General features: G+C 66.8%; 18 protein-coding genes and 1 riboswitch. Of the genes, 7 read left to right on the forward strand and 11 right to left on the reverse strand.

From position 1 onward, the window contains the following. Window positions 1-94: 94 nt before the first annotated feature. The 3 genes from QRO93_RS13315 to QRO93_RS13325 all read right to left on the reverse strand — a co-directional run bounded on the left by QRO93_RS13315 (window position 95) and on the right by QRO93_RS13325 (window position 4029). Window positions 95-562: a hotdog fold domain-containing protein gene (locus tag QRO93_RS13315; RefSeq protein ID WP_053511808.1), complete on the reverse strand. Its 468-nt coding sequence runs from the start codon at window positions 560-562 to the stop codon at window positions 95-97. A gap of 75 nt (window positions 563-637) precedes the next feature. Continuing rightward, entirely contained in the window at window positions 638-3115 is a 2478-nt protein-coding gene (locus QRO93_RS13320) for an acyl-CoA dehydrogenase (protein WP_164087693.1), read from the reverse strand. Further along, the gene (locus QRO93_RS13325) at window positions 3112-4029 is read right to left on the reverse strand and encodes an alpha/beta fold hydrolase (RefSeq protein ID WP_180879299.1); all 918 of its coding nucleotides are present in this window, start codon (window positions 4027-4029) and stop codon (window positions 3112-3114) included. Before QRO93_RS13325 ends, QRO93_RS13320 begins: the two co-directional genes overlap by 4 nt. Window positions 4030-4170: 141 nt before the next feature. On the opposite strand from QRO93_RS13325, the gene QRO93_RS13330 reads away from it, so the two are divergent. Beyond that, window positions 4171-4773: a TetR/AcrR family transcriptional regulator gene (locus QRO93_RS13330; protein ID WP_006464233.1), complete on the forward strand. Its 603-nt coding sequence runs from the start codon at window positions 4171-4173 to the stop codon at window positions 4771-4773. 138 nt (window positions 4774-4911) lie between these two features. On the opposite strand, the gene QRO93_RS13335 is transcribed toward QRO93_RS13330, so the two are convergent. The 3 genes from QRO93_RS13335 to QRO93_RS13345 all read right to left on the reverse strand — a co-directional run bounded on the left by QRO93_RS13335 (window position 4912) and on the right by QRO93_RS13345 (window position 9914). Beyond that, window positions 4912-7665, reverse strand: a complete 2754-nt coding sequence (locus tag QRO93_RS13335) for a TonB-dependent receptor (protein WP_180879297.1) — start codon at window positions 7663-7665, stop codon at window positions 4912-4914. A gap of 390 nt (window positions 7666-8055) precedes the next feature. Beyond that, window positions 8056-8904, reverse strand: coding sequence for a hypothetical protein (locus QRO93_RS13340; protein ID WP_006464105.1), 849 nt, complete (start codon window positions 8902-8904; stop codon window positions 8056-8058). 116 nt (window positions 8905-9020) lie between these two features. After that, window positions 9021-9914 (reverse strand): Hsp33 family molecular chaperone HslO, encoded by an 894-nt coding sequence (locus QRO93_RS13345; protein WP_180879295.1) that lies wholly within the window; start codon window positions 9912-9914, stop codon window positions 9021-9023. Window positions 9915-9991: 77 nt separating this feature from the next. Here QRO93_RS13345 and mtgA point away from each other — a divergent pair, with 77 nt between their 5' ends. The 3 genes from mtgA to QRO93_RS13360 all read left to right on the forward strand — a co-directional run bounded on the left by mtgA (window position 9992) and on the right by QRO93_RS13360 (window position 12216). Then, window positions 9992-10741, forward strand: a complete 750-nt coding sequence (gene mtgA, locus QRO93_RS13350; RefSeq protein ID WP_006464101.1) for a monofunctional biosynthetic peptidoglycan transglycosylase — start codon at window positions 9992-9994, stop codon at window positions 10739-10741. Window positions 10742-10805: 64 nt separating this feature from the next. Beyond that, entirely contained in the window at window positions 10806-11825 is a 1020-nt protein-coding gene (locus QRO93_RS13355) for a glycosyltransferase family 2 protein (protein ID WP_049455965.1), read from the forward strand. Further along, a complete protein-coding gene (locus QRO93_RS13360; protein WP_180879293.1) occupies window positions 11785-12216 on the forward strand; it encodes a CBS domain-containing protein in 432 nt (143 codons plus the stop codon). The genes QRO93_RS13355 and QRO93_RS13360 overlap by 41 nt, the downstream gene beginning before the upstream one ends. Before the next feature lie 494 nt (window positions 12217-12710). On the opposite strand, the gene QRO93_RS13365 is transcribed toward QRO93_RS13360, so the two are convergent. The 4 genes from QRO93_RS13365 to QRO93_RS13380 form a co-directional block, all read right to left on the reverse strand. Further along, entirely contained in the window at window positions 12711-14684 is a 1974-nt protein-coding gene (locus QRO93_RS13365) for an AsmA family protein (protein WP_180879291.1), read from the reverse strand. 84 nt (window positions 14685-14768) lie between these two features. After that, the gene (locus QRO93_RS13370; protein ID WP_005418403.1) at window positions 14769-15407 is read right to left on the reverse strand and encodes a hemolysin III family protein; all 639 of its coding nucleotides are present in this window, start codon (window positions 15405-15407) and stop codon (window positions 14769-14771) included. Between the two features lie 174 nt (window positions 15408-15581). Then, complete coding sequence (locus QRO93_RS13375; protein ID WP_053450526.1) at window positions 15582-17186, reverse strand: peptide chain release factor 3; 1605 nt, start codon at window positions 17184-17186, stop codon at window positions 15582-15584. 66 nt (window positions 17187-17252) lie between these two features. Further along, window positions 17253-18137, reverse strand: coding sequence for a M23 family metallopeptidase (locus QRO93_RS13380; RefSeq protein WP_180879289.1), 885 nt, complete (start codon window positions 18135-18137; stop codon window positions 17253-17255). A 149-nt stretch (window positions 18138-18286) separates the two neighbouring features. Beyond that, window positions 18287-18405, forward strand: a riboswitch (SAM riboswitch). A 77-nt stretch (window positions 18406-18482) separates the two neighbouring features. On the opposite strand from QRO93_RS13380, the gene QRO93_RS13385 reads away from it, so the two are divergent. Genes QRO93_RS13385 through QRO93_RS13395 form a run of 3 tightly spaced genes read left to right on the forward strand, consistent with a single transcriptional unit; the run spans window position 18483 to window position 21810 of the window. Beyond that, on the forward strand, window positions 18483-19514 hold the full coding sequence (locus QRO93_RS13385; protein ID WP_049456515.1) for a homoserine O-succinyltransferase: 1032 nt from the start codon (window positions 18483-18485) through the stop codon (window positions 19512-19514). After that, the gene (locus QRO93_RS13390; RefSeq protein WP_053450523.1) at window positions 19511-20746 is read left to right on the forward strand and encodes an O-succinylhomoserine (thiol)-lyase; all 1236 of its coding nucleotides are present in this window, start codon (window positions 19511-19513) and stop codon (window positions 20744-20746) included. The genes QRO93_RS13385 and QRO93_RS13390 overlap by 4 nt, the downstream gene beginning before the upstream one ends. Further along, window positions 20743-21810, forward strand: a complete 1068-nt coding sequence (locus tag QRO93_RS13395) for a homoserine dehydrogenase (RefSeq protein WP_180879287.1) — start codon at window positions 20743-20745, stop codon at window positions 21808-21810. Before QRO93_RS13390 ends, QRO93_RS13395 begins: the two co-directional genes overlap by 4 nt. A 32-nt stretch (window positions 21811-21842) precedes the next feature. Here QRO93_RS13395 and QRO93_RS13400 read toward each other — a convergent pair whose 3' ends face one another. Continuing rightward, window positions 21843-22838 (reverse strand): alpha/beta fold hydrolase, encoded by a 996-nt coding sequence (locus tag QRO93_RS13400; protein WP_285304255.1) that lies wholly within the window; start codon window positions 22836-22838, stop codon window positions 21843-21845. Window positions 22839-22880: the final 42 nt, after the last annotated feature.

The following is a 22880-nucleotide window of genomic DNA, read 5'->3' on the forward strand; positions in this document are numbered from 1 at the left end:
TTCACGGCGTCCCCGCCCGGCTTCACCCCTCCGGCCCAACCGATAAACCGCTTTCAGCGTCCAACCACGAGGGGCTGCGCCGTTCGCGGGAACCCTATTTCGCCGGCGACATCCACATGTCGATCACCGCGCTGAACACCTCCGTCCCCGCACGGTCGCGCACGCTCACCGTCACCGGCAGTGCGTAGCCTTCAGCGGCCGCCACGATCGGCTGCGCCGGCAACGCCACCGCCTGCAGCGTGCCACGTGCCTTGGCCAGGTACTGCACCTGCATGCCCTTCGGAATCCAGCGCATGCCCTTCGGCAGCGAGGCATCCACCATCAGCCCGGCGGTCAGCTCGGCCAGGTTGCACATCGCGATCGCGTGCACCGTGCCGATGTGGTTGCGCACGCTGCGGCGGTCGGCCAGCGTGCCTTCGCAACGGCCATGCTCCAGGCGGGTGATGCGCGGCGCGATGCTGGCGAAGTAGGGCGCCTTGAAGCACACCGCGCGCGAGAACAGCCAGCTGCCGGCGGGCCAGCGCTGCAGGCGGTGGTAGAGCGAGAGCAGGGGTGTGGACATGGTGGGATTCCGGTCGGCGGATAAAGCGACGGCGGGCCGAGGCCCGCCGTCGAAGGCAACGCGTGTCGCGGGCGGTCAGGCCGCCTGCGAATGCGGGTCCTTGTGCTGGCGGTCGTAGTAGCTGGCCGCGCGCAGTTCGTGGGTGTCGAAGTCGTCCACGGTGATCGTGTCCAGGGTCAGCGTGCGCAGCTCTTCCAGCAGGCTGCGCTCGTCCTGGGTGATCACGCCTTCGGCCACGGCTTCGTCCAGCTGCGCCTTGAAGTCCAGCGCCTCGATGCCCTTGCTCTTCAGCGCCTTCAGGAACTTGCGCTCCACCGGCTCGGCCATGATCGCCTTGCTCAGGTAGCTGTTGATGCGGCCACCCGGGTTGTTCTCGCACGGGGTCAGGAACACGCCATTGGCCAGGCGGTCGCGGGCTTCGTTCGGCGCCATCAGCAGGGCGGCCACGCGACGGCTCAGGCGGTCGCCCGGGGCTTCAGCACGACGGCCCAGCGGGAAGATCAGCGCCCACATCAGCCAGCCGATCGGACGGATCGGGAAGTTGCGCAGGGCGGCCGACAGCGATTCCTCGATCTTGTGCACACTGTCATGGAAGGCCCAGGCCAGCAGCGGCTGGTCGGCCTGCGGTGCGCCTTCGTCGTGGTAGCGCTTGAGCATGGCGCTGGTCATGTAGACATGGCTCAGCACGTCGCCCAGGCGGCCGGACAGCGATTCCTTGAACTTCAGCTTGCCGCCGAGGGTCATCATCGAGATGTCGGCCATCAGCGCCAGGTTGGCCGAGTAACGGTCCAGCTTGCGGAAGTAGCGGCGGGTATAGGCATCGCCCGGGGCGGCACCGAAGCGCGCGCCGGTCAGGCCAAACCAGAACGAACGCACGGCATTGGAGATGCCGAAGCGGATGTGGCCGAACAGGCTGCGGTCGAACTCCTGCAGGCCAGCACGGGTGTCCGGATCCTGCGCCGCCTTCATTTCCTTCAGCACCCACGGGTGGCAGAGGATCGCACCCTGGCCGAAGATCAGCAGGCTGCGGGTCATGATGTTGGCACCTTCCACGGTGATCGCGATCGGCGCGGCCTGCCAGCTGCGGCCGGCGAAGTTGCGCGGCCCCAGGATGATGCCCTTGCCGCCGATCACATCCATCATGTCCGAGATCACTTCGCGGCTCATGGTGGTGCAGTGGTACTTGGCGATCGCCGACGGCACCGACGGCACGTCGCCACGATCAACCGCCGCAGCGGTAGCCTGCGACAGCGCGCTGATCTTGTACGCCTTGCCGCCGATGCGGGCCAGCGCCTCTTCAACGCCCTCGAAGCGGCCGACCGACAGGCCGAACTGCTTGCGGATGCGGGCATAGGCGCCGGTCACGGCGGCACCGGCCTTGGCGCCGCCGCTGGCGGTGGACGGCAGGGTGATCGAACGGCCCACGGCCAGGCACTCGTTGAGCATGTTCCAGCCCTTGCCGGCCATCGCGGCGCCACCGATCAGCTGGGTCAGCGGGATGAACACATCCTTGCCCTTGATCGGACCGTTCTGGAAGGTCGAGTTGAGCGGGAAGTGGCGACGGCCGATTTCCACGCCGGCGGTGTCGCGCGGCAGCAGGCCCAGGGTGATGCCGATGTCGCGGGTGTCGCCGATCAGGCCATCCGGGTCGTACATGCGGAAGGCCATGCCGATCAGGCTCGCGACCGGGGCCAGGGTGATGTAGCGCTTGTCGAAGGTCAGGCGCACGCCGAGCACCTGCTCGCCGTTCCATTCGCCCTTGCAGACGATGCCGTAGTCGGGAATCGAGGTGGCGTCGGAGCCGGCGAACGGACCGGTCAGGCCGAAGCACGGAACCTCGCGGCCATCCGCCAGGCGCGGCAGGTACTGGTCCTTCTGTTCCTGGGTGCCGTAATGCACCAGCAGTTCACCCGGGCCCAGCGAATTCGGCACGCCAACGGTGGAGCTGACCACCGAGGACACCGAGGCCAGCTTCTGGATCACCTTGTGGTGGGCCAGCGCGGAGAAGCCCAGGCCGCCGTATTCCTTGGGAATGATCATGCCGAAGAACTTGTTCTTCTTGATGAAGGCCCACAGTTCCGGCGGCAGGTCGGCATGGACATGGGTGATTTCCCAGTCGTTGACCATGGTGCACAGCTCTTCGACCGGGCCATCGAGGAAGGCCTGCTCTTCAGCGGTCAGCTGCGGCTTGGGGTAGTTCAGCAGGATGTTCCAGTCCGGGTCACCGGTGAACAGCTCGCCTTCGAAACCGACCGAGCCGGTTTCCAGCGCGATGCGCTCGGTCTGCGACAGCGGCGGCAGCACCTTGCGGAACACCTTCATCATCGGGGCGGTCAGCAGCGGCTTGCGGATGAACGGCAGCAGCAGCGGCACGGCGATCAACGCCAGCACCGCGGCCGCGACGATCGTGGCGGTCTGGTTGACGTAGGGAATGAACCAGCAGGCGGCCAGCAGGGCCACGCTGATCAGCGTCCAGGTAACCAGCCGCATGCGGTGGTAGGCGACGAACGCGCCTGCCAGCAGCAGGGCGAGGAAGGGAAGAACGATGCTCATGAGCGTGCTCCGGTGACGTGCTCGTTTGTGGCGGACGAAGCCGCAGCGTTCACTGCGGGCAACACGTCCAGATAGTCCAACACAGTAGCGGTAAAGGCGTTGTTGTCATCGCCGGCGACCATATGCGTGGCCTGCGGCAGCTGTACATGGCGCGCGTGCGGCGCCAGCGCCAGGAATTCGGCCACGGTCTGCGGCGTGACCAGGTCACTGCGGCCGCCGCTGACCAGCAGCAGCGGGCATTTCACCTGGCGTGCGGCTTCGGCCAGCGCATCCTGGTGCTGCTCGCTGTCGCGGGCCAGCTCGGCCACCAGGCGCGGATCCCAATGCCAGCGCCAGCGGCCATGGCCGTCCTCGCGCAGCAGTGCACGCAGCGACTGCTCGGACTTGCGTGGCCGGTGCGGCATGTAGGCCGAGATCACGTCGGCGGCCTCGGTCAGCGACGCGAAGCCATCGGGATGGGCGGTCATGAACGCAAGGATGCGTTCGACACCAGCGGTGTCCCAGCGCGGGGTGATGTCGACCAGCACCATTGCCGAGAACAGGCCGGGCCAGCGCGATTCGGCCAGCAGGCCGAACAGGCCGCCCATCGACGCGGCAACCAGCACCGGCGGGCGCGGTTGCTCGCCGGCCAGGACGATCAGGTCATCGGCGAACTGTTCGCCGTGATACGGCAGGTCGGCGGCATTCCAGTCCGAATCGCCATGGCCGCGGGCATCGTAGGCCAGGGTCTGCAGGCCGGCCGCGTTCAGCGCGCGCGCAGTGGCATTCCAGGCGTGGCGGGTCTGGCCGAAGCCATGCGCGAACAGCACCCGGCCGCGACGGCCGTGGTCACTGGCGGTCGCTGCCAAACGCGCGCCATGGGCAGCGTCCAGGCGCAGGTCATGGAACGCAGCGGGAGTAGGGGACGTAACCATACCGGATAGTATGGATTGCTTGAGGGGGAAGTCAATACTGCATGGTATGGTGCACTGCGGCAGGGGGGCCGGCAGGGCCCGTAACGGTTTCCACCGCAACGGCGTACTGCAACGAACCCCGGCGTATGGTTAAATCAGCCCATGAATCAACCTGACGCTTCCGCCGGCGAACCGCGCGCCGGCCGCAACAGCCGCCTGAGTGCCGAAGACTGGGCCCAGGCGGCCCTCGACCTGATTGCTGAACAAGGTGTAGGTGCCGTCGCGGTGGAACCGTTGGCACGGCGCCTGGGTGTGACCAAGGGCAGTTTCTACTGGCATTTCCCCTCGCGCGATGCCCTGCTGCAGGCGGCGCTGGAACGCTGGGAACTGTTCGAACAGGAACAGGTGTTCGGCAGCCTCGAGGATGTGCCCGATCCGCGCGTGCGCCTGCGCCAGCTGTTCCAGATGGTCGCGCACGAAGTGCAGCCGCACATCATCTACAGCGAACTGCTGAAGGCGCTGGATCATCCGATGGTGCGCCCGGTGATCGACCGCGTGTCGCAGCGTCGCCTGGACTACCTGATTGCCTCGTTCCGCCAGGCCGGGCTCAGCTCCACCGATGCGCGGCATCGCGCGCGCCTGGCGTATGCCGCGTATGTCGGCTTCCTGCAGCTGTCGCTGCAGCTGCAGCAGCCCAAGCAGGCCCGCGAGGATTTCGAGGCCTATGTCGAGCACCTCATCGAGACGCTGATTCCGAACGGTTGAAGATCGCCGTAGCTGGTCACGAGAAAGCCGCGGCATTGCCGCGGCTTTTTTCTTGCGTGCCGTCCACGTATTGCCGGCGGCAAAAAGAACAACGGCCCCTTTCGGGGCCGTTGCTGCATCAGCTGATCAGTGGATCGATCAGAACTTCTGCTTGTACTGCATGTACATGTAGCGGCCCGGCAGGTCGTACTGCGGGTCGAACATGTTGGCACGGACCGAGTAGGACACCGGCGGATCCTTGTCGAACGCGTTGTTCAGACCCAGCATGATGGTGCCCTTCCACGGGGTGTTGTAGCGGACCTGGATGTCGTGGTAGGTGGTCGACGCGATGTGGTTCTCGCCCTTCGCACCGTCGGAGCAGTACGGGAAGGTCTCCGGATCCTTGACCGGATCGAACGGGCATTCTTCGCGCATGCCAGACTTGTAGCGCAGGCCCCAGTTGACGCCGAAATCACCGTAGCTCCAATCCACATACAGATTGGAGCGGATGCGCCAGTACGGATCCTGGTCGCGGTAACGGCCCTGACGGCCTTCAACCGGCGAATCCTGGGTCGACTTGGTGTCCCACTTGGACAGATAGGTGCTGTCCCAGCTGATGGTGAACTGGCCGAACGAGGTCTCCGGCAGGCGGTAGGCCAGTCCCAGATCCCAGCCTTCCACCTTGTACGATGCCAGGTTCTGCAGCGGCATGTTGACGTTGGTGATGGTGTAGCGCTGGTTGGTGCTGCCGTAGTTCGGATCACGCGTGATCAGGCCGCAGTAGGTTGCCTGCTGCTGCGGGGTGCCGCCGTAGCAGTAGCTCATGATGTCCTGGATCGCCGGGCGGGTGATCGCGTCTTCAACCTTGATCTGCCACCAGTCCAGGGTGACGTTCAGGCCGGTGACGAAGCTCGGGCTCCACACCAGGCCCAGCGTCTTGCTGGTCGAGGTTTCCGGCTTCAGGTTCGGATTGGCCTGCCAGGTGAACGGCACAACCGTCTGCTTGCGACCCGCACCGGCACCTGGCTGAATGAAGTTGCCCGGAACACCCTGTGCGGCACACTGCGCGGCAACCGCACCGGTACGCAGGCCGGCGTTGGACGAGCAGGGATCGATGTAGGTCTCGAAGGAGTCCGCATCGCCGCGATACAGGTTGTTGATGCTCGGCGCGCGGAAGCCTTCGGAGTAGTTACCGCGGATCATCAGGTCGTCGATCGGCTTCCAGCGGAAGCCGAACTTGTTGTTGGTGGTGTTGCCGAAGTTGCTGTAGTCGGAGTAGCGCGATGCCACGCTGAAGTCCAGCAGCTTGGCGCCCGGCAGGTCCGCCAGCACCGGGATCGACAGTTCCACGAAGAACTCGTTCAGATCGTAGGCGCCCTTGGTCGGTGCCGCACCGTTGCCGGTGCTCAGGCCCGAGGCAATGAAGGCATCCGGATCGAACTGACCACTTTCCTTGCGGTACTCGTAACCGGCAGCGAAGCCCAGCGCACCGGCCGGCAGCTGCACGATCTCACCGGAGATGTTGGCGTAGTAGCCCTTCGACACAAGGCTCGCCGAGTCATGTGCGGTGAAGGACACGTAGTCCAGCGCTTCCTGCGAGATCGAGCCCAGGCCGCCCAGCGGATTGATCGGTGCACAGCCAGCGATGACAGCACCCGCCGAGTTCAAGCAGACCGCCTTGCCATCGCGCAGAGCCGACGGGCCATAGGCCTCGGCCAGACGCTGCTTGTTGAACAGGCCGTAGGTCAGGTCGTTCTGGTCGGTCTTGTCGTAGCGGTAGCCGACGTCCCAGTCGAAGTTGCGACCGGCGAACTCGAAGAAGCCTTCGAAGCCACCGTAGAAGTGCCAGTTCTTGACGTTCTGGTTGAACGAACGACCACCGGATTCATTGAAGCGACGATTGACGCCGGTCAGGTCGACGCCATAGGGGTTGTACATGCTGCCCGCGCTCAGGCGCTGGCCGGTCACCGGCATGGCTGCCAGCAGCTGCTCGGACTTGCGCTCGTTGTACATCGCCTCGGTACGGAAGGTGATGTTGTCGGTCAGGTTGTACGAACCCAGCACGAACAGCGAGGTGCGCTCGTTCGGGGTCAGCAGGTAGTTGTCCGGTGCGGTGTTGTAGCCATGGATGTTCGGATCGAACGGGGTTTCCACACCGTTGAGGATGATGTACTGCTCGTCGTTGCGAGTGTAGTTGCCCGGGATGCCGGTGGCGCTCTGGCCGCTATAGAACGGCGGGCCACCGGCGGAGATCTTGCGATCGCCGGCCATCACGGACTTTTCGTTGACGTAGGACGCGCCGACGGTGATCGAGGCGCGGTCGGTCACGGTGCCCAGGGTGAAGTCATACGCTTCACGCTCGCCGTCGCCGTCGCTGTACTGGCCCTTGTAGGCGTTGACTTCAGCACCGTCGAAGTTCTGCTTGGTGATGATGTTCACCACGCCGGCGATGGCATCCGAACCGTAGATGGTCGAGGCACCGTCCTTCAGGATGTCGATGCGCTCGATCATCGCGGTCGGGATGGTGTTCAGGTCGACGCTGCCGTCCAGGCCGGTGGTCCAGCGGCGGCCATTGACCAGCACCAGGGTGCGCTCGGCACCGAGGTTGCGCAGGCTGACGCCGGCCGAGCCGTCACCGCCGTTGTTGAACGTACGGTTCAGGGCGGCGCCGTTGGCGGCGACGCGCTGCAGGATGTCGGCGACCGAGGTCACGCCCTGCTTTTCGATGTCGGCGCGGGTCAGGCTGAGCACCGGCTGCGAGGTTTCGATGTCGGTGCTCTTGATGCGCGAACCGGTGACCGAGATGCGGTCCAGGTTGGTCGCTTCCTGAGCCTGGGCGGTGGCAGTGGACGCCACACCGGCAACGAGCGCGACCAGGACGGCGTCGCGCAGCTTGTTGGACTTGAAGTTCATTGGCTCTCTCTCTCCAAGAAATCTTGGCTGGGTGATTGCCTGCGTACGGAGCGAAAAGGCGCTCCAAAAAACGCGAGGCTGAGCCGATAGTACTGGTGCGTTCTCAAAAATTAAAGGTGTGTTAATACAGGCCGTGGCAGGGCTGAATACGATAGGGGTAGGCCGTTGACGTCATTGAATTCAACGACTTGAGGTCGTTCTTGCCCAGCTCGCCAGTACTTCGTTAGTTTCATGTGAAAGAAAATATTTCGGTTGTTGCAGCGCGCAGGCGAAAGAATTCTGTCTGTCCATCGTCCATTCAGCATTGCTGCGGCGCAAAAAAAGAACGGGCGCCCTGCGGCACCCGTTCCCATTCAAGCCCCGAATTGTGAGCCCGCCGGTGATGTCCGGTCAGAGGTCCTGCTCGTAGCGGACGTACGGCACGGTGCCGTCGTCGTTGCTTTCATTGCGCGGCGAGAACGGATTCTTGCCGCGGCTGATCACGTTCTCGGCGCCCACGGTGAGCTGGCCGGACCAGGGAGTACGCCAGGTCAGCCCGATTCCCAGGCCTTCCCATTTGCCGGGCTTGCCCGGAACGTCGACGACACGCCCGATGATGCTGCCGGTGAAATTGCCGTAGCCGGCGCCGATGCTCAGGCTCTTGCTGTCCCAGCGATCGACGATGGCCGGTGAGGCATCAGCCAGCGGTACCAGGCGGGCCTTGGCATAGGTGCCGGCGATGGAGACGAAGCCCTCGCGGCCGATGTTCTTCTGCGCGAACACGGTCAGGTCGTTCTGCTCGGCGCGCAGCGAAGGGGTCTTGTTTGGGCCTGACAGCCAGGCCGGCAGGGTTTCACGGCCGGTACCGGCGGTGATGCCCAGGCGGCTGTTGCCACGGTTCAGTGCGGCGGTGCCGGTGAAGCGGCGGCTGTTGAGGTCGTCATCGTCGCCGAGGCTGGCCAGCATGCAGTGACTGGCCAGGCCGCTGATGCTGGTTCCACTGCTGCTGTTGCAGAGCAGGCCCAGCGAATCGCCGGAGGACAGGCCGAAGGCCGCATCCAGCGAGTTGCGGCCGAAGTGCCAGCGGGCGCCGGCCGCCTGTTCGCCGGTGGGTTCCAGATACAGCAGGGCCTCGACCTTGCCGCTGCCCTTGTTCCACACCGGCAGCACGGTACGGGTGTCCTTGCTCTGCGCATGCGCGCCCGCAATCGCGCCAAGGGCGATCAGCAGGGCCAGCGGTAGACGCAGGAAGGTACGCATCGGACCAGTTCAGACAGGGATGAACAACGGAAGTTCCCGCGGAAACGGGAACTTGATCGTAGGGTGTTTATGAATTCTTAACAAGCCTTGATCCCCCCAGATGCAAGACCAGCCGATTACTGAAGCCGTTCAGGTGCCGGCACAGTCCCCTCGGCACCGTGGAACAGTATGCCGAACTCCGTCAAAGGAAAGTGATACTCGCGCCCGCAGAATTCGCAGCGCACCTCGACTGCGTTGGTGGCTTCGGCGGCGGCACGGGCTTCGTCCTCGCCCAGCGACTGCAGCATCGATGCGACCCGTTCACGCGAGCAGGAGCAGGCGAAGGACAGCGGCTTGCTGCCCATCAGCTCGGGCTTCTCTTCGTGGAACAGGCGGTGCAGCAACTGCTCGGCCGGGGTGGCCAGCAGTTCGGCCTTGCCCAGGGTCTCGAACAGGGCGCTGGCGCGGGCCCAGCCGTCCTCGTCACCTTCGTCGCCCGGCAGCTTCTGCAGCAGCAGGCCGGCGGCGCCGGTGCGGTCGGCGGCCAGCAGCAGGCGGGTGGGCAGCTGTTCGGACTGGCGGAAGTAGTCCTCGAAGGCTTCGTCCAGTTCCGGTGCGGTCAGGCCGACCAGGCTCTGGTAGCGCTGCGGTTCGCGCGGGTCCAGGCCCGGGTTCTCGATGGTGATCGCGAGCAGGGCGTCATCGCCCAGGCTGGACAGGTCGCGCGGCGCATCGTCACCGTCGCTGAGCTGGGCGATGCCACGCAGGGTGCCGGCGGCGGTGCATTCGGCGAACAGGGTGCGCAGGGCGGTGCTGCTGCGCAGCTGGATCGACAGGCGGCCATCGATCTTGGTGTGGCCGGTGAACAGCGCCGAGGCCACGCAGGCCTCGCCGAGCAGTTCGGCAGCGGTATCCGGGTACTGGGCGTGGGACAGGATCTCCTGCCAGGTGGCCTGCAGGCGCACGTGGACGCCACGGACGCCGGCGTCGGGCAGCAGGAAGCGGATCAGGGAATCGGGGTTGGCGGTCATCGGCTCACATCGCGCGTAAACGGAGGCGGTTGCCGGATAATGCGCCGACAACCAGACAGAAGAAGGATGCACCAGTAATGGGGGCAGCGGGAGAGCAGCACAAGGTCGAGGCCGGGGCGGACGTCCCTCGGCGCAGGCGCTGGCGCTGGAAGCGGCTGCTGTGGCTGCCGGTGCTGCTGGCCGCCTTCAGCTGCCTGCAGGTACTGGTGCTGCGGTTCATCGACCCGCCGGGGTCCATGGTGATGCTGTGGCGCTACGGCGAGGCGCTGGGCGAGGCGGACTGGTCCTATCGGCTGCATTACCAGTGGCGCGACCTGGACCAGATGGCGCCCAGCCTGCCGATCTCGCTGGTGGCGGCCGAGGACCAGCGCTTTCCCGACCACAATGGTTTCGACCTGCAGGCCATCGAGAAGGCGCGCGACCACAACGCAAAGGGGGGCCGCCTGCGCGGTGCCAGCACGATCAGCCAGCAGGTGGCCAAGAACCTTTTCCTCTGGCAGGGCCGCAGCTGGGTCCGCAAGGGCCTTGAGGTCTGGTACACGGTGCTGATCGAAGCGCTGTGGCCGAAGGAGCGCATCCTGGAGATGTACGCCAACATCGCCGAGTTCGGTGATGGTGTGTATGGCGCACAGGCGGCGGCGCAGAAATTCTGGGGCAAGGACGCGGCTCGGCTGAGCCCGGCCGAAAGCGCGCGGCTGGCGGCGGTGCTGCCGGCACCACGGCGCTACAACGCGGCGGCGCCGGGGCCCTATGTACAGCGGCGTGCGGCATGGATCCAGCGCCAGGCGCGGCAGCTGGGTGGGGCGGCGTACCTGTCGGAGGAGTGAGGGCGGGGCCTGCCGGGTCTGCAGGTGGCGGCCCGCATGCGTGCCGGCAACGTACAATCCGGGCATGACCCGTGAACGGCTTACTTTTGTCATCGCCGCCTACAACGAGGCCCTGGCACTGCCGTTGCTGCATCCGCGGTTGTGCGCGGTGCTGGATGGCATGCCCGACATCGAAGGCCACATCCTGTATGTGGACGACGGCAGCCACGACGACACCTGGCCGGTGATCGCCGGCCTGGCCCAGGCCGATGCGCGGGTCTCGGCGCTGAAGCTCTCGCGCAACTTCGGCAAGGAGGCCGCGCTGACGGCCGGCCTGGACCTGGTGCGCGAGGGGGCGGCGATGATCCTCGATGCGGACGGCCAAGACCCGCCGGAGCTGGTGCCGCAGTTCGTCGCGCGCTGGCGCGAGGGGCACGACAACGTCTATGGCACGCGCATGGCCCGCGATGGCGAGGCCTGGGTCAAGCGCGCCACGGCGGCGATGTTCTACCGGGTGATGGGGCGCCTGTCGCGCACGCCGATCCCCGCCGACACCGGGGATTTCCGCCTGTTGTCGCCTCGCGCGCTGAGCGCACTGCGCGAGATGCGCGAGCGCCATCGGTTCATGAAGGGCCTCTTCAGCTGGGTCGGGTTCAAGCGGGTGGCCGTGCCCTATCACCGCCACGCGCGCGTGGCCGGCACCAGCAAGTTCAGCCTGTGGCGGCTGTGGAACTTCGCCCTGGAGGGCATCACCGGTTTCTCGACCGTGCCGCTGCGGGCCGCCACCTATCTGGGGCTGGCAACGGCGGCGGTGGCCTTCGTGTTCGGCCTGTGGGTGATCGTCAAGGCGGCGCTGTATGGCGACCGGGTGGCGGGCTGGCCGACGATGATGGCGGTGATCCTGTTCCTGGGCGGCGTGCAGCTGATCGCGCTGGGCCTGATCGGCGAGTACCTGGGGCGGCTGTATGAAGAGTCCAAGCAGCGCCCGCTGTACCTGGTTGACGCATGGCTAGCATCGGCCGTGGCAGACTCGGCCCTGCAACCCACCCTCGGAGGGCAGGCGGATGACCACGGTACGGCAACTGTTGGACGGCAAGTCTCCTGAAGTACACGCAGTCGCACCGGATGCGGCGGTGATCGATGCGATCCGGTTGATGGCGGAAAAGGGTATCGGCGCGGTGCTGGTGATGGATGGGCCGCGACTGGTCGGGATCCTGTCCGAGCGCGACTACGCACGCAAGATCGTGCTGCGGGATCGTTCGTCGCGCGATACGGCGGTGGCCGAGATCATGACGGCGCAGGTGGTGACGGTGTCGCCGGGCGAGCAGGTGGAGCACTGCCTGCAGCTGGTGACCGATTTCCGTATCCGCCACCTGCCGGTGGTGGACGGCGCGCAGGTGCTGGGGGTGATTTCCATCGGTGACCTGGTGAAGTCGGTGATCGATGCACAGCGCAGGGAGCTGGATCAGCTGCAGCAGTACATCGTGGCGGGATGAGTTGTTCGCTGGCGGGCCTGCGGCCCGCCGGCCCGCTTTTCAAACCAGAGCCAGAGCCAGAGCGCAAGAGCAGCGCCTTCCTGGTACGCCGGGAGGCTGAGGGCATGGGCGTGCAGGACACGCCGCAAGTACGTCCCTGTAGGCTCGATGGCGCCATCCATGGCGCCAACGGTCCTGCACGCCCATGCCCTCTACCTCTGGATACATTGCAGCGAGCGCGGTGAGATTCGCCGCAGACGATCTGCTTTTGGTAGCTGCCAACCTTGGTTGGCAACAGCTTTTGACTTTGCTTTTTTCTTTTGACTTTGAATTTCCGCTCTCGTTCCGCGCGCGCAGGAAACTGTCAGGAGGGGGATGGGTGGCCCAGGCAGGACCGTTGGCGCCATGGATGGCGCCATCGAGCCCCCATGGATGGGTTCACGGCGTGTCCTGCCTGGGTCACCCATCCCCCTTAAGCCACGATCAATGCAGGCGCCGTGAACAACGCTGTTAGCCTACTTCGCATACTGCCCACCGCAGTCGGCATCCTTGCCCGGCCCCAGTTCGATGGTCGCCAGCAGCGCCGCCGGCGGGGCGATGCTGCCCAGCGCCAGGGCCACCGCGCCACGAATGCCCAGCGCCTTGAAGTCCGGCCGGAACGACGGATCCTTGAATGTGCCGGTGATGTGCAGCGGCGAGCGCAGCACCAGGATGCTCTTGTCCTTCGGGCGCGGCTTCAGCAGCAGGTCGAGGGTCTCATCGCGCAGGCTGACCGTCCCCTCGCCGATGATGATCGTATCGGTGGTATCCACCGCCAGCGCCTGGCTGGTCATCAGCCCGTCGCGCACGCCGAAGTCGGCGAAGGCGCAGCGCAGGGGAATCTGTTTGTCACCGGTCACCAGGAACTTCAACGACTCGGTGACATCCAGCCCGGCCAGTTCCATCACCAGATTGCCGACATGGCCGCGGCCCATCGCCAGGCCGACCTTGCCGCTGCTGCTGCCCAGCATCGCGGCGATCGAATTGCCGCGACCGCTCAGGTCGACTTCGCCGCCGATGCCGCCCTTGGCCTGCTCGGCCAGTTTTGCATCCGGGAACAGCTGGCCCAGCTGCACGCCGCGCACGCTGGCTTTCAGCGCGGTGCTGATCTGCGCCTGGCGTGCATCCATGCGGATCGTGCTGCGGATATCGCCGCCGGCCACGCCGAAGTTCAGCGGGTCCAGCCGCAGCACGCCGTCATCCAGCAGCAGGTGCGCATCCATGTCGTCCAGCGGCAGCGAGGGTGCGTTGATGCGATGGGCCTTCCAGCGCACGTCGGCATCCATCGCACGCAGCTTGCCGAGGTTGTAGGGCGTGTCGGGCAGTACCCGGGCACGGGCGGCGATACGCGCGGCCTCGGCCTTCTGCTCGGCGTTCGCGGTCTCGCCGCTGCCGGTCTTCGGTGGTGCACCGACGAAGCCGGCCAGATCGTCGAAGTCCAATCGCCGGGATTCGAGCGTGGCCGTCAGCCGCGGGCGTGCACCGCTGACGTCGAACTGCAGGTTGCCACCGAGATCGCTGTCGCCGACCTTGCCGGTGAACTGCTCGTAGCGCCAGGTGTCGTGGTCGCGCTTGAGGCGGCCATTCAATGCGTATGGCGGCGAGGACGGAATGGCGATGCCGAGCAGCGGGTACAGGTCGGCCAGGTCCTGGCCACTGAGTGCGAACTGCAGGTCGAACACGCGCAGCTGGAACGGATTGGTAAGCGTGCCGCTGGCCACCGCGTGGGTTGCCCCGGCGCGGCCATCGAGGTGGATGCGGAACGGGTGGTCGCTGTCGGTCAGTTGCAGCGGTGATTCAGTGCCGCCGCGCAGGGTGAACGGATTGCCCTGCCAGCGGCCCTTGCCCTGCACCAGCAGCGGCGGTGCGGCATCGGCCTGTTTCGGCTGGCCGCTGCGCACATCCAGCCGGATGTCGGTGCGGCCGAGCGCATCCAGGAACTGCAGTCGGCCGTCATCGATGCGCAGGCGCTTGAGCTGGAGGCCCGGCCCGCCGGCGCTGTCACCGAGGAAATCCCAGTTGCCCGGCTCGCCCTTGCGCGGGGCCGTTTCCAGCAGGACGTCCGGCCGGGTCAAGCGCACTTCGGGCAACTGCACGCTGCCACGCAGCAGCGGCCACACCCGCACGTCGATCTCGACGCGATCGGCGCTGGCCATGTCCGGCTGCTTTGCCCAGCTGGCATTGGCGAAGGTGATCGCGTCGGCGCGGATCGTGCTGGTGCGGCCCGGATCCACATCCAGGTGGCCGATGTGCAGTACCCGGCCAGTACGCGCCTGCACGGCGCGTTCGACCGGCCCCTTGAACCAGTTCCAGTCCCACAGTGCGATCAACAGCAGGACCGCCGCCAGCAGGAAGATCAGGACCGTCAGCCAGCGCCGGCCGTGCGGGCCGGGTCGGCGGAGGCGCCAGCGGGAGGTGCGCGATGTGGCGGGGGAGGCGGCAGCATTCACGCTGCCATGGTTGCCCCCCCATCGTGGACGGGGCGCGAAGCACCCATGTGCGCGGTGTGCACAACCCGCGCGCGGGCCACTGTCTTACAGCACCTGCATGGTGACCGCGACGAAGTGGCAGACGCTGCCGCCGATCACGAACAGGTGCCAGATCGCATGCGAATAGGGGATCGATTCGCGATGGTAGAAGTAGGTGCCCAGGGTGTATGACAGGCCGCCGGCCAGCAGCCAGCCCAGCGTCCAGCCGTCGATCGAGGCCAGCATCGGCTTGACTGCCACGATCACCAGCCAGCCCATGGCCACGTAGATCGCGGTGGACAGGCGCTTGAAGCGGCCGGTGTAGAACAGCTTGAACACCACGCCGGCCAGGGCCAGGGTCCAGATCGCCGCGAACAGCCCCCAGCCCCACGGACCGCGCAGGCCGATCAGGGTGAACGGGGTATAGGTGCCGGCGATCAGGACGTAGATCGCGCAGTGGTCGAACACCTTCAGGCGACCCTTGGCGACCGGGTGCTGGATGGCGTGATAGAGGGTGGAGGCCGTATACAGCAGCAGCAGCGCGATGCCGAACACGATGGCGCCGGCCAGCTGCCAGCCATCACTGTAGATGGCGGCCAGGGTGATCAGTACCGCGCCCGCGCCGAGGGCGAGCACGGCGCCCAGGCCGTGGGTCAGGGCGCTGGCGATTTCTTCGCGGATCGAAGCAACGGAAGTCGTGGACATGGCGTAGGCATCGTTCGCGGGGAGGGGGACCCGCACCCCCCTATCATCGCCGCGATGGGCGGCGCATGCACGCCCATCACCGTATGGTCGGTGAATCCCCGCGTTGCGCGGATGCGCCCGCGATCAGCAGATCCACGCCATGCGTGGATGAACCGCCGCGGGGCCCCTTGCGGTTCAGCTTGCCGATACCGTATGCGCCGCTTCGCGGGTGGCCGAGAAGCGCACATCCGGAGAACGTTCCTGCGCCAGCTGCAGGTTGACCCGGGTCGGTGCCAGGTAGACCAGGTGGCCGGCCGCATCCAGCGCCAGATTCAGCGCATTCTTCTCGCGGAACTCTTCCAGCTTCTTCTCGTTGCTGCAGTGGACCCAGCGTGCGGTGGTCACGCTGACCTGCTCGAACGTGGCTTCCACGCCGTACTCGTCCTTCAGGCGGTAGGCGGCCACGTCGAACTGCAGTACGCCCACCGCACCCAGGATCAGGTCGTTGCTGGTGAGCGGACGGAAGAACTGGGTTGCACCTTCTTCGGACAGCTGGGCCAGGCCCTTCTGCAGCTGCTTGAGTTTGAGCGGATCGCGCAGGCGTGCACGGCGGAACAGTTCCGGGGCGAAATTGGGAATACCGGTGAAGGTGACCGCTTCGCCTTCGGTGAAGGTATCGCCGATGGAGATGGTGCCGTGGTTGTGGATGCCGATCACATCGCCCGGCCACGCTTCGGCGGCGATTTCACGGTCGCTGGCCATGAAGGTTAGCGCATTGGCCAGCTTCATTTCCTTGCCGGTACGCACGTGGAAGGTTTTCATGCCGGCGCTGAAACGGCCCGAGCAGACGCGCATGAACGCCACGCGGTCACGGTGCTGCGGGTCCATGTTGGCCTGGATCTTGAACACGAAGCCGGTCAGCTTGTTTTCTTCCGGTGCGATCTCGCGGCCGGTGGTGGAACGTGCCTGCGGTGACGGCGCATGTTCGACGAAGAAGTCCAGCAGCGGCTGCACGCCGAAGTTGTTCACGCCCGAACCGAAGAACACCGGGGTCTGCTTGCCGGCGCGGTAGGCGTCCAGGTCGAAGGGGTGGCTGGCGCCCTGCACCAGTTCCAGTTCGTCGCGCAGGTCGGCCAGCATCTGCGCACCGATCTTCTCGGCCAGGCCGGGGGCATCGATGGACGGGAAGATGGTCGAGTCCTGGCGGGTGAAGTTGCGGCCCGGTTCGTACAGGTGCACTTCGCCGGTCAGCAGGTGCACCACGCCCTTCAGGCGCTGGCCCATGCCGATCGGCCAGGTCACCGGTGCGCACTGGATGCCGAGCACGGTTTCCACTTCATCCAGCAGCTCGATCGGGTCCTTGCCCTCGCGGTCGAGCTTGTTGATGAAGGTCATGATCGGGGTGTCGCGCAGGCGGCACACTTCCATCAGCTTGATGGTGCGCTCTTCCACGCCCTTGGCCACGTCGATCACCATCAGCGCCGAGTCCACCGCGGTCAGCACGCGGTAGGTGTCCTCGCCGAAGTCGGCGTGGCCGGGGGTGTCGAGCAGGTTGACGATCTTGCCTTCGTACGGGAACTGCATCACCGAGGAGGTCACGGAGATGCCGCGCTCCTTTTCCAGTGCCATCCAGTCGGAGGTGGCGTGGCGGGCGGCCTTGCGGCCCTTGACCGAACCGGCCATCTGGATCGCGCCTCCGAACAGCAGCAGCTTTTCGGTCAGCGTGGTCTTGCCGGCGTCAGGGTGGGAGATGATGGCGAAGGTGCGGCGACGCGACGCTTCGTTGGCGACTTCGGACATGGCAGTGGCGCCCGCCCGGGGCGCTTTTCAAAGAGATAAGCGCCCGATTATACCGGCCGGCGCCGGTCAGCGCCCGATGCCGCCGTCGGCCCCGGCCTGGCGGGCGAACTGCAGCTGGCCCTGCGCGGCGAAGATGCGCACCGGCACCGAGCGCAGGCCCATTCCGCGGTTGACCTGCACCACGAAGTGCAGGTGCGGGGCACTGCTGTAACCACTGTTGCCGGACAGGCCGATCGGCTGCCCGGCCTGCACTGCCTGGCCGCGACGTACGCGCATGCCACCGGCCTGCAGGTGGCCATACAGGGCCATGCTGCCGTCGCTGTGCAGCACGCGGATGAAGTTGGCGCGGGCAGCATCGCGTTCGCGGTCCTGCCCATTGCCACGGAAGCCATCCTGGATCTGCATCACCGTGCCTTCGCGCGCGGCCAGCACCAGGGTGCCCTCCGGCAGTGCGAAGTCGACCGCCTCGCGGTTCTCCTCGTCATCGTGGCTGAACCGGCCTTGCGGCGCCTGGTCCACGCGCAGGCGCGCGGCCTCAAAGGGCAGGCGGTAGGCGACATCTTCGGCCTGTGCGGCCGGGTTGCCCGGCACCGACCGCAGGCGCAGGTCGAGCGCCCGGCCATCGACCGGGGCGGGCAGATGGCCGACCACCAGGCTGCTGTCACACTGCAGCAGTGATTCGACCGGGAGACCCTCGACCGGGTGTCCCGGCGCCGCGCGCAGTTCGATCTGCAGCGGCCCCGCCAGCCCGTTGTCGATCCGCGCCTGCCATTGTTCGCCCACCGGCTGCAGGCGCAGTCGAGCCATCGGCGTGGCATCCCGGGCCGATTCCCCAGCGATGGCGGGGGCGGCCTTGGGCACCAGACCCCAGCCCTGGCGCCAGTCGCCTGCATGGGCCGTCGCGCTCGCCAGCAGGCACAGCAGCAGGCAGGTCAAGGGCAGGCGTGGCATCCGTGGTTCCGGTCAAAAGGGGCCGCCGGGACTGTACCCGATCCTGAACGGGACGACCGGGACGGCCTCCGCAGAGTTCATCTGCAAATATCCATCGCTTTATCCGCATGAAGGGATTGACAGTGCTGGAAAGGGCTGGCATCGTGGCCCCACCATCGAGACCGGCAGAGGGACAGGCCCTTTGAAGCCGGGGCAGCCCGCAGGCGCGCAAGCGACTGCGTAGGTGCCAAATCCTGCGGGGACCGTGGCGTCCACCGAAAGATGGTTCGAACCATGCACCCCACGTGCATCTCGAACGCGGGCCCCGCGAAGGCTCGATGGCCGATTCCCCAACCGGATCCCGCCATGAGCTTCGCCGCCAGTACCGCACTTCGCCCCGAACCCTTTGTCCCCGTCAGCGTGCCGGTCGATGACCGCGTGCATGCCGAGCGCGGTGAGTTCGCCGCGGTGCTGTCGATGCGCCACGCCGGCCCCAGCCCGGTGCGCCTGCGCTATGAGTGGGTCGGCCCGGCGAGTGCGCCGGTGGTGGTGCTGGCCGGTGGCATTTCCGCCCACCGCCATGTGGCGTCCAACCCGCAGTTCAGCGAGAAGGGCTGGGCCGAAGACCTGGTCGGCAAGGGCCGCGCGCTGGACCCGCAGCAGCTGCGCGTGCTGGCCTTCGACTTCATCGGGGCCGACGGCGCGCTGGACGTTCCGATCGATACCGCCGACCAGGCCGATGCGTTGGCGTTGCTGCTGGACCATCTGGGCATCCGCGCGCTGAAGGCGTTCGTCGGCTATTCGTATGGCGCGCTGGTAGGCCAGCAGTTCGCGATCCGCCATCGTGCCCGGGTGCGCCAGCTGGTGCTGGCCAGCGGCGCACATCGCCCGCACCCGTACGCCGCGGCCTGGCGCGCACTGCAGCGCCGCGCCGTCGCGCTCGGCCAGCTGCAGTGCGGCGAAGATCACGGGCTGGCGCTGGCCCGCCAGTTCGCCATGCTCAGCTACCGCACCCCGGAAGAATTCGGCGAGCGCTTTGATGCCGCGCCGGAAGTGATCAATGGCCGCGTGCGCGTGGCCGCCGAAGACTATCTCGACGCTGCCGGGGCGCAGTACGTCGCGCGCACGCCGGTAACCGCCTACCTGCGCCTGTCCGAATCGATCGACCTGCACCGCGTGGACCCTGCCGCGATCCTGCCGCCGACCGTGGTGGTGGCCGTGGAGGGCGATCGCCTGGTGCCGCTGGCCGATCTGGTCGGCCTGGTTGAAGGACTGGGCCCGCGCGGCAGCCTGCGCGTGCTGCGCTCGCCCTATGGCCACGACGCCTTCCTCAAAGAAACCGATCGCATCGACGCGATCCTCGCTACCGCCTTCCGTACTTCTGGAGAGTCCGCATGAGCCTGCACGCCAACGAGCCGTCCTGTAGCCGTACCACTGCCGCTGTCCGTGCCGGCATCGATCGCGATACCGCGCATGGTGCGGTCACTCCGCCGATCGTGTTGTCGTCGAACTTCAGCTTTGAAGGCTTCGGCAACAAGCGCCAGTACGACTACACGCGCAGTGGCAACCCGACCCGCGACCTGCTGGGCGAAGCACTTGCGGAACTGGAGGGCGGCGCAGGTGGGGTCGTCACCGCCACCGGCATGGGCGCGATCAATCTGGTGCTGAACGCGCTGCTGCAGCCGGGCGACACCCTGGTGGTGCCGCACGATGCCTACGGTGGCAGCTGGCGGCTGTTCAATGCGCTGGCGAAGAAGGGCCACTTCGAACTGGTCACCGCCGACCTGACCGATCCGCGTGCGCTGGCGCAGGCACTGGCCACCCAGCCGAAGCTGGTGCTGGTGGAAACCCCGTCCAACCCGCTGCTGCGCATCACCGACCTGCGCTTCGTCATCGATGCCGCGCACAGGGCGGGCGCGCTGGTCGTGGTCGACAACACCTTCCTGTCGCCGGCCCTGCAGCAGCCGCTGTCATTCGGCGCGGACCTGGTGCTGCATTCCACCACCAAGTACATCAACGGCCACAGCGACGTGGTCGGTGGCGCAGTGGTCGCGCGCGATCCGGCACTGCACGAGCAGTTGGTGTGGTGGGGCAATGCGCTGGGCCTGACCGGCTCGCCGTTCGATGCCTTCCTGACCCTGCGCGGCCTGCGCACGCTGGATGCGCGCCTGCGCGTGCACCAGGAAAACACCGCCTCGATCGTTGCCCTGCTGGACCAGCATCCGGCGGTCGGCGCGGTGTACTACCCGGGCCTGGCCGATCACCCGGGCCATGCCATCGCCGCACGCCAGCAGGACGGCTTCGGCGCGATGCTGTCGTTCGAGCTGGCGCACTGTGCCGGCGACGATCCGCATGCGGCGGTGCGCGCGTTCGTTGATGGCCTGCGTTGTTTCACCCTGGCCGAATCGCTGGGCGGCGTCGAAAGCCTGATCGCGCATCCGGCGACCATGACCCACGCGGCGATGACCGCCGAAGCGCGTGCGGCGGCCGGGATCAGCGAAGGGCTGCTGCGCCTGTCAGTGGGCATCGAGGCCGAGCGTGACCTGCTGGCCGATCTCGGCGCGGCGCTGCAGCGCGCCGAAGCGGTGATCGATGCCGCTGCACGCCGCAAACAGGTGGTGGACGCATGAGCGCACTGGCCGCTGAAATTCCCGTGCTGGGCGCGGGACGCCTGGCGCTGCTCGGCACCGGCACGGTGGGTTCGGCGTTCGTGCAGCGGTACCAGGCGCTGCAGGCACGCGGGCTGGAACTGCCCAGCGTGCAGTGGCTGGCCAATTCGCGTACCGCGCTGGCGATCGATCGTGACCTGGCGTTGCCGCTGGAGCTGGCACGGCGTGCACCGCGTGATGGCCACAGCGCTCCGCCGTGGGCCAGCGCCGAAGGACTGGAGCGTGGCGACGTGGTGGTTGACGCGACCGCCAGCGAAGACGTGGCTGCACGCCACGTGCAGTGGCTGGCGCGCGGCGTGCACGTGGTGACCGCCAACAAGCTGGGGCGAGGCGCGCAGCTGGCGCGCGCGCAGGCAATTGCCGAAAGCTGCGCCGACAGCGGTGCACGCTACGGCGACAGCGCCACCGTGGGGGCCGGCCTGCCCCTGCTGAGCAGCCTGCGCGCGCTGGTGGCCGGCGGTGATCATATCCATGCCATCGAGGGCGTCCTGTCCGGATCGCTGGCGTGGCTGTTCCATCGCTACGACGGCCAGTCACCGTTCTCGGCCGCAGTGCGCGAAGCATTGGCGGCTGGCTACACCGAGCCGGATCCGCGCCTGGACCTGTCCGGCGAGGATGTACGCCGCAAGCTGCTGATCCTGGCCCGCAGCAGCGGGTTGGCGCTGGACGCGTCGCAGGTGCAGGTGGATTCGCTGGTGCCTGAGACGCTCGCCGCGTTGCCGCTGGAAGATGCGGTAGCCGCGCTGGAACAGCTGGATGCGCCGCTGCAGGCACGCTGGCAGCAGGCGCGCGACAACGGCCGCGTGCTGCGTTTTGTCGGTCGCGTCGATGGCCAGGGGGCCCAGGTGGGCCTGCGTGAGCTGCCTGCCGATCATCCATTGGCGCAGGGCGCGGGCACCGACAACCGCGTGGCCATCCACAGCGATCGCTATCAGCGCCAGCCGTTGTTGATCCAGGGGCCGGGCGCGGGCGCGGAAGTTACCGCCGCCGCGTTGCTGGATGACGTGCTGCGCATCGTGCGGTAAGGGATCGCCGGGCATCGCCCGGCGCGCCCCCCTCAGCGCGCCTTCAACGCCTTCAACAACGCGGCGTTGAACTGTTTCGGATCCTGTACCTGCGGCGAATGGCCCAGCTCGGCGAATTCGACCAGTGTTGCGCCGGGGATCGCTGCCGCCGCGGCCTTGCCCAGTGCCGGGTAGTTGCCCAGCGTGGCCTTCAGCGCCGGTGATGCGCGGTCGCGGCCGATCGCCGTGCGGTCCTTCTGGCCGACGAACAGGGTGGTCGGTACCTGCAGGTGCTTCAGTTCGTAGACCACCGGCTGGTTGAACACCATGTCCGAGGCCAACGCCTGGCTCCAGGCAACGGCCTGCTTGCCCGGCCCTTCGTACATGCCCGACTGCATCCGCGCCCACGGCTCGTAGTCGGCTTTCCACTGGCCATCGTAGTAGACGTCCAACTGGTAGCGCCGGATGCTGTCGTAGCTGGTTTTCAGTTCGCCGGCATACCACTCGTCGACGCTGCGCCACGGCACGCCCAGCGCCTTCCAGTCTTCCAGCCCGATCGGGTTGACCAGTGACAGGCTGCGCAGGTCCTGCGGGTACATCAGCGCATAGCGCACGGCAAGCATGCCGCCCATCGAATGGCCGACCAGGTGCACCGGCACATCACCCAGCTGCAGCTGCTGCAGCAGGGCGTGGGTGTTGGCGGCGAGCTGCGCGAAACTGTACCGGTAGCGCTCGGGCTTGCTGGATTTGCAGAAGCCCACCTGGTCCGGTGCGATCACCCGGTAGCCCGCGGCCAGCAGCGGGGCGATGGTCTGCTGCCAGGTGGCCGCGCAGAAGTTCTTGCCGTGCAGCAACACCACCACCCCGATGGCACGCCGTTTGGGCAGGACATCCAGGTAGGCCATTTCCAGCGGCTGCTGCTGCGATTCCAGCGCGAAGGTCTTCACTGGATAGCCGTAGTCGAAACCTTCCAGCCGCGGACCATAGGTCGGCGCGGCCAGGGCGGACATCGGCAGGCAGGCGAGCAGGGCGGCAGCGAGCAGGCGCATGGCGTTCTCGGGGGCGAGGGAGCCCCCAGCGTAATGCATCCC

It is taken from the genome of Stenotrophomonas maltophilia group sp. Smal17 (assembly GCF_030237045.1).
In the GTDB taxonomy this organism is placed as follows: Bacteria; Pseudomonadota; Gammaproteobacteria; order Xanthomonadales; family Xanthomonadaceae; genus Stenotrophomonas; species Stenotrophomonas forensis.

Coding starts and splice junctions, on each gene's coding strand:
- QRO93_RS13315 (WP_053511808.1), bottom strand. CDS start 562: ATGTCCACACCCCTGCTCTCGCTCTACCACCGCCTGCAGCGCTGGCCC.
- QRO93_RS13320 (WP_164087693.1), bottom strand. CDS start 3,115: ATGAGCATCGTTCTTCCCTTCCTCGCCCTGCTGCTGGCAGGCGCGTTC.
- QRO93_RS13325 (WP_180879299.1), bottom strand. CDS start 4,029: ATGGTTACGTCCCCTACTCCCGCTGCGTTCCATGACCTGCGCCTGGAC.
- QRO93_RS13330 (WP_006464233.1), top strand. CDS start 4,171: ATGAATCAACCTGACGCTTCCGCCGGCGAACCGCGCGCCGGCCGCAAC.
- QRO93_RS13335 (WP_180879297.1), bottom strand. CDS start 7,665: ATGAACTTCAAGTCCAACAAGCTGCGCGACGCCGTCCTGGTCGCGCTC.
- QRO93_RS13340 (WP_006464105.1), bottom strand. CDS start 8,904: ATGCGTACCTTCCTGCGTCTACCGCTGGCCCTGCTGATCGCCCTTGGC.
- QRO93_RS13345 (WP_180879295.1), bottom strand. CDS start 9,914: ATGACCGCCAACCCCGATTCCCTGATCCGCTTCCTGCTGCCCGACGCC.
- mtgA (WP_006464101.1), top strand. CDS start 9,992: ATGGGGGCAGCGGGAGAGCAGCACAAGGTCGAGGCCGGGGCGGACGTC.
- QRO93_RS13355 (WP_049455965.1), top strand. CDS start 10,806: ATGACCCGTGAACGGCTTACTTTTGTCATCGCCGCCTACAACGAGGCC.
- QRO93_RS13360 (WP_180879293.1), top strand. CDS start 11,785: ATGACCACGGTACGGCAACTGTTGGACGGCAAGTCTCCTGAAGTACAC.
- QRO93_RS13370 (WP_005418403.1), bottom strand. CDS start 15,407: ATGTCCACGACTTCCGTTGCTTCGATCCGCGAAGAAATCGCCAGCGCC.
- QRO93_RS13375 (WP_053450526.1), bottom strand. CDS start 17,186: ATGTCCGAAGTCGCCAACGAAGCGTCGCGTCGCCGCACCTTCGCCATC.
- QRO93_RS13380 (WP_180879289.1), bottom strand. CDS start 18,137: ATGCCACGCCTGCCCTTGACCTGCCTGCTGCTGTGCCTGCTGGCGAGC.
- QRO93_RS13385 (WP_049456515.1), top strand. CDS start 18,483: ATGAGCTTCGCCGCCAGTACCGCACTTCGCCCCGAACCCTTTGTCCCC.
- QRO93_RS13390 (WP_053450523.1), top strand. CDS start 19,511: ATGAGCCTGCACGCCAACGAGCCGTCCTGTAGCCGTACCACTGCCGCT.
- QRO93_RS13395 (WP_180879287.1), top strand. CDS start 20,743: ATGAGCGCACTGGCCGCTGAAATTCCCGTGCTGGGCGCGGGACGCCTG.
- QRO93_RS13400 (WP_285304255.1), bottom strand. CDS start 22,838: ATGCGCCTGCTCGCTGCCGCCCTGCTCGCCTGCCTGCCGATGTCCGCC.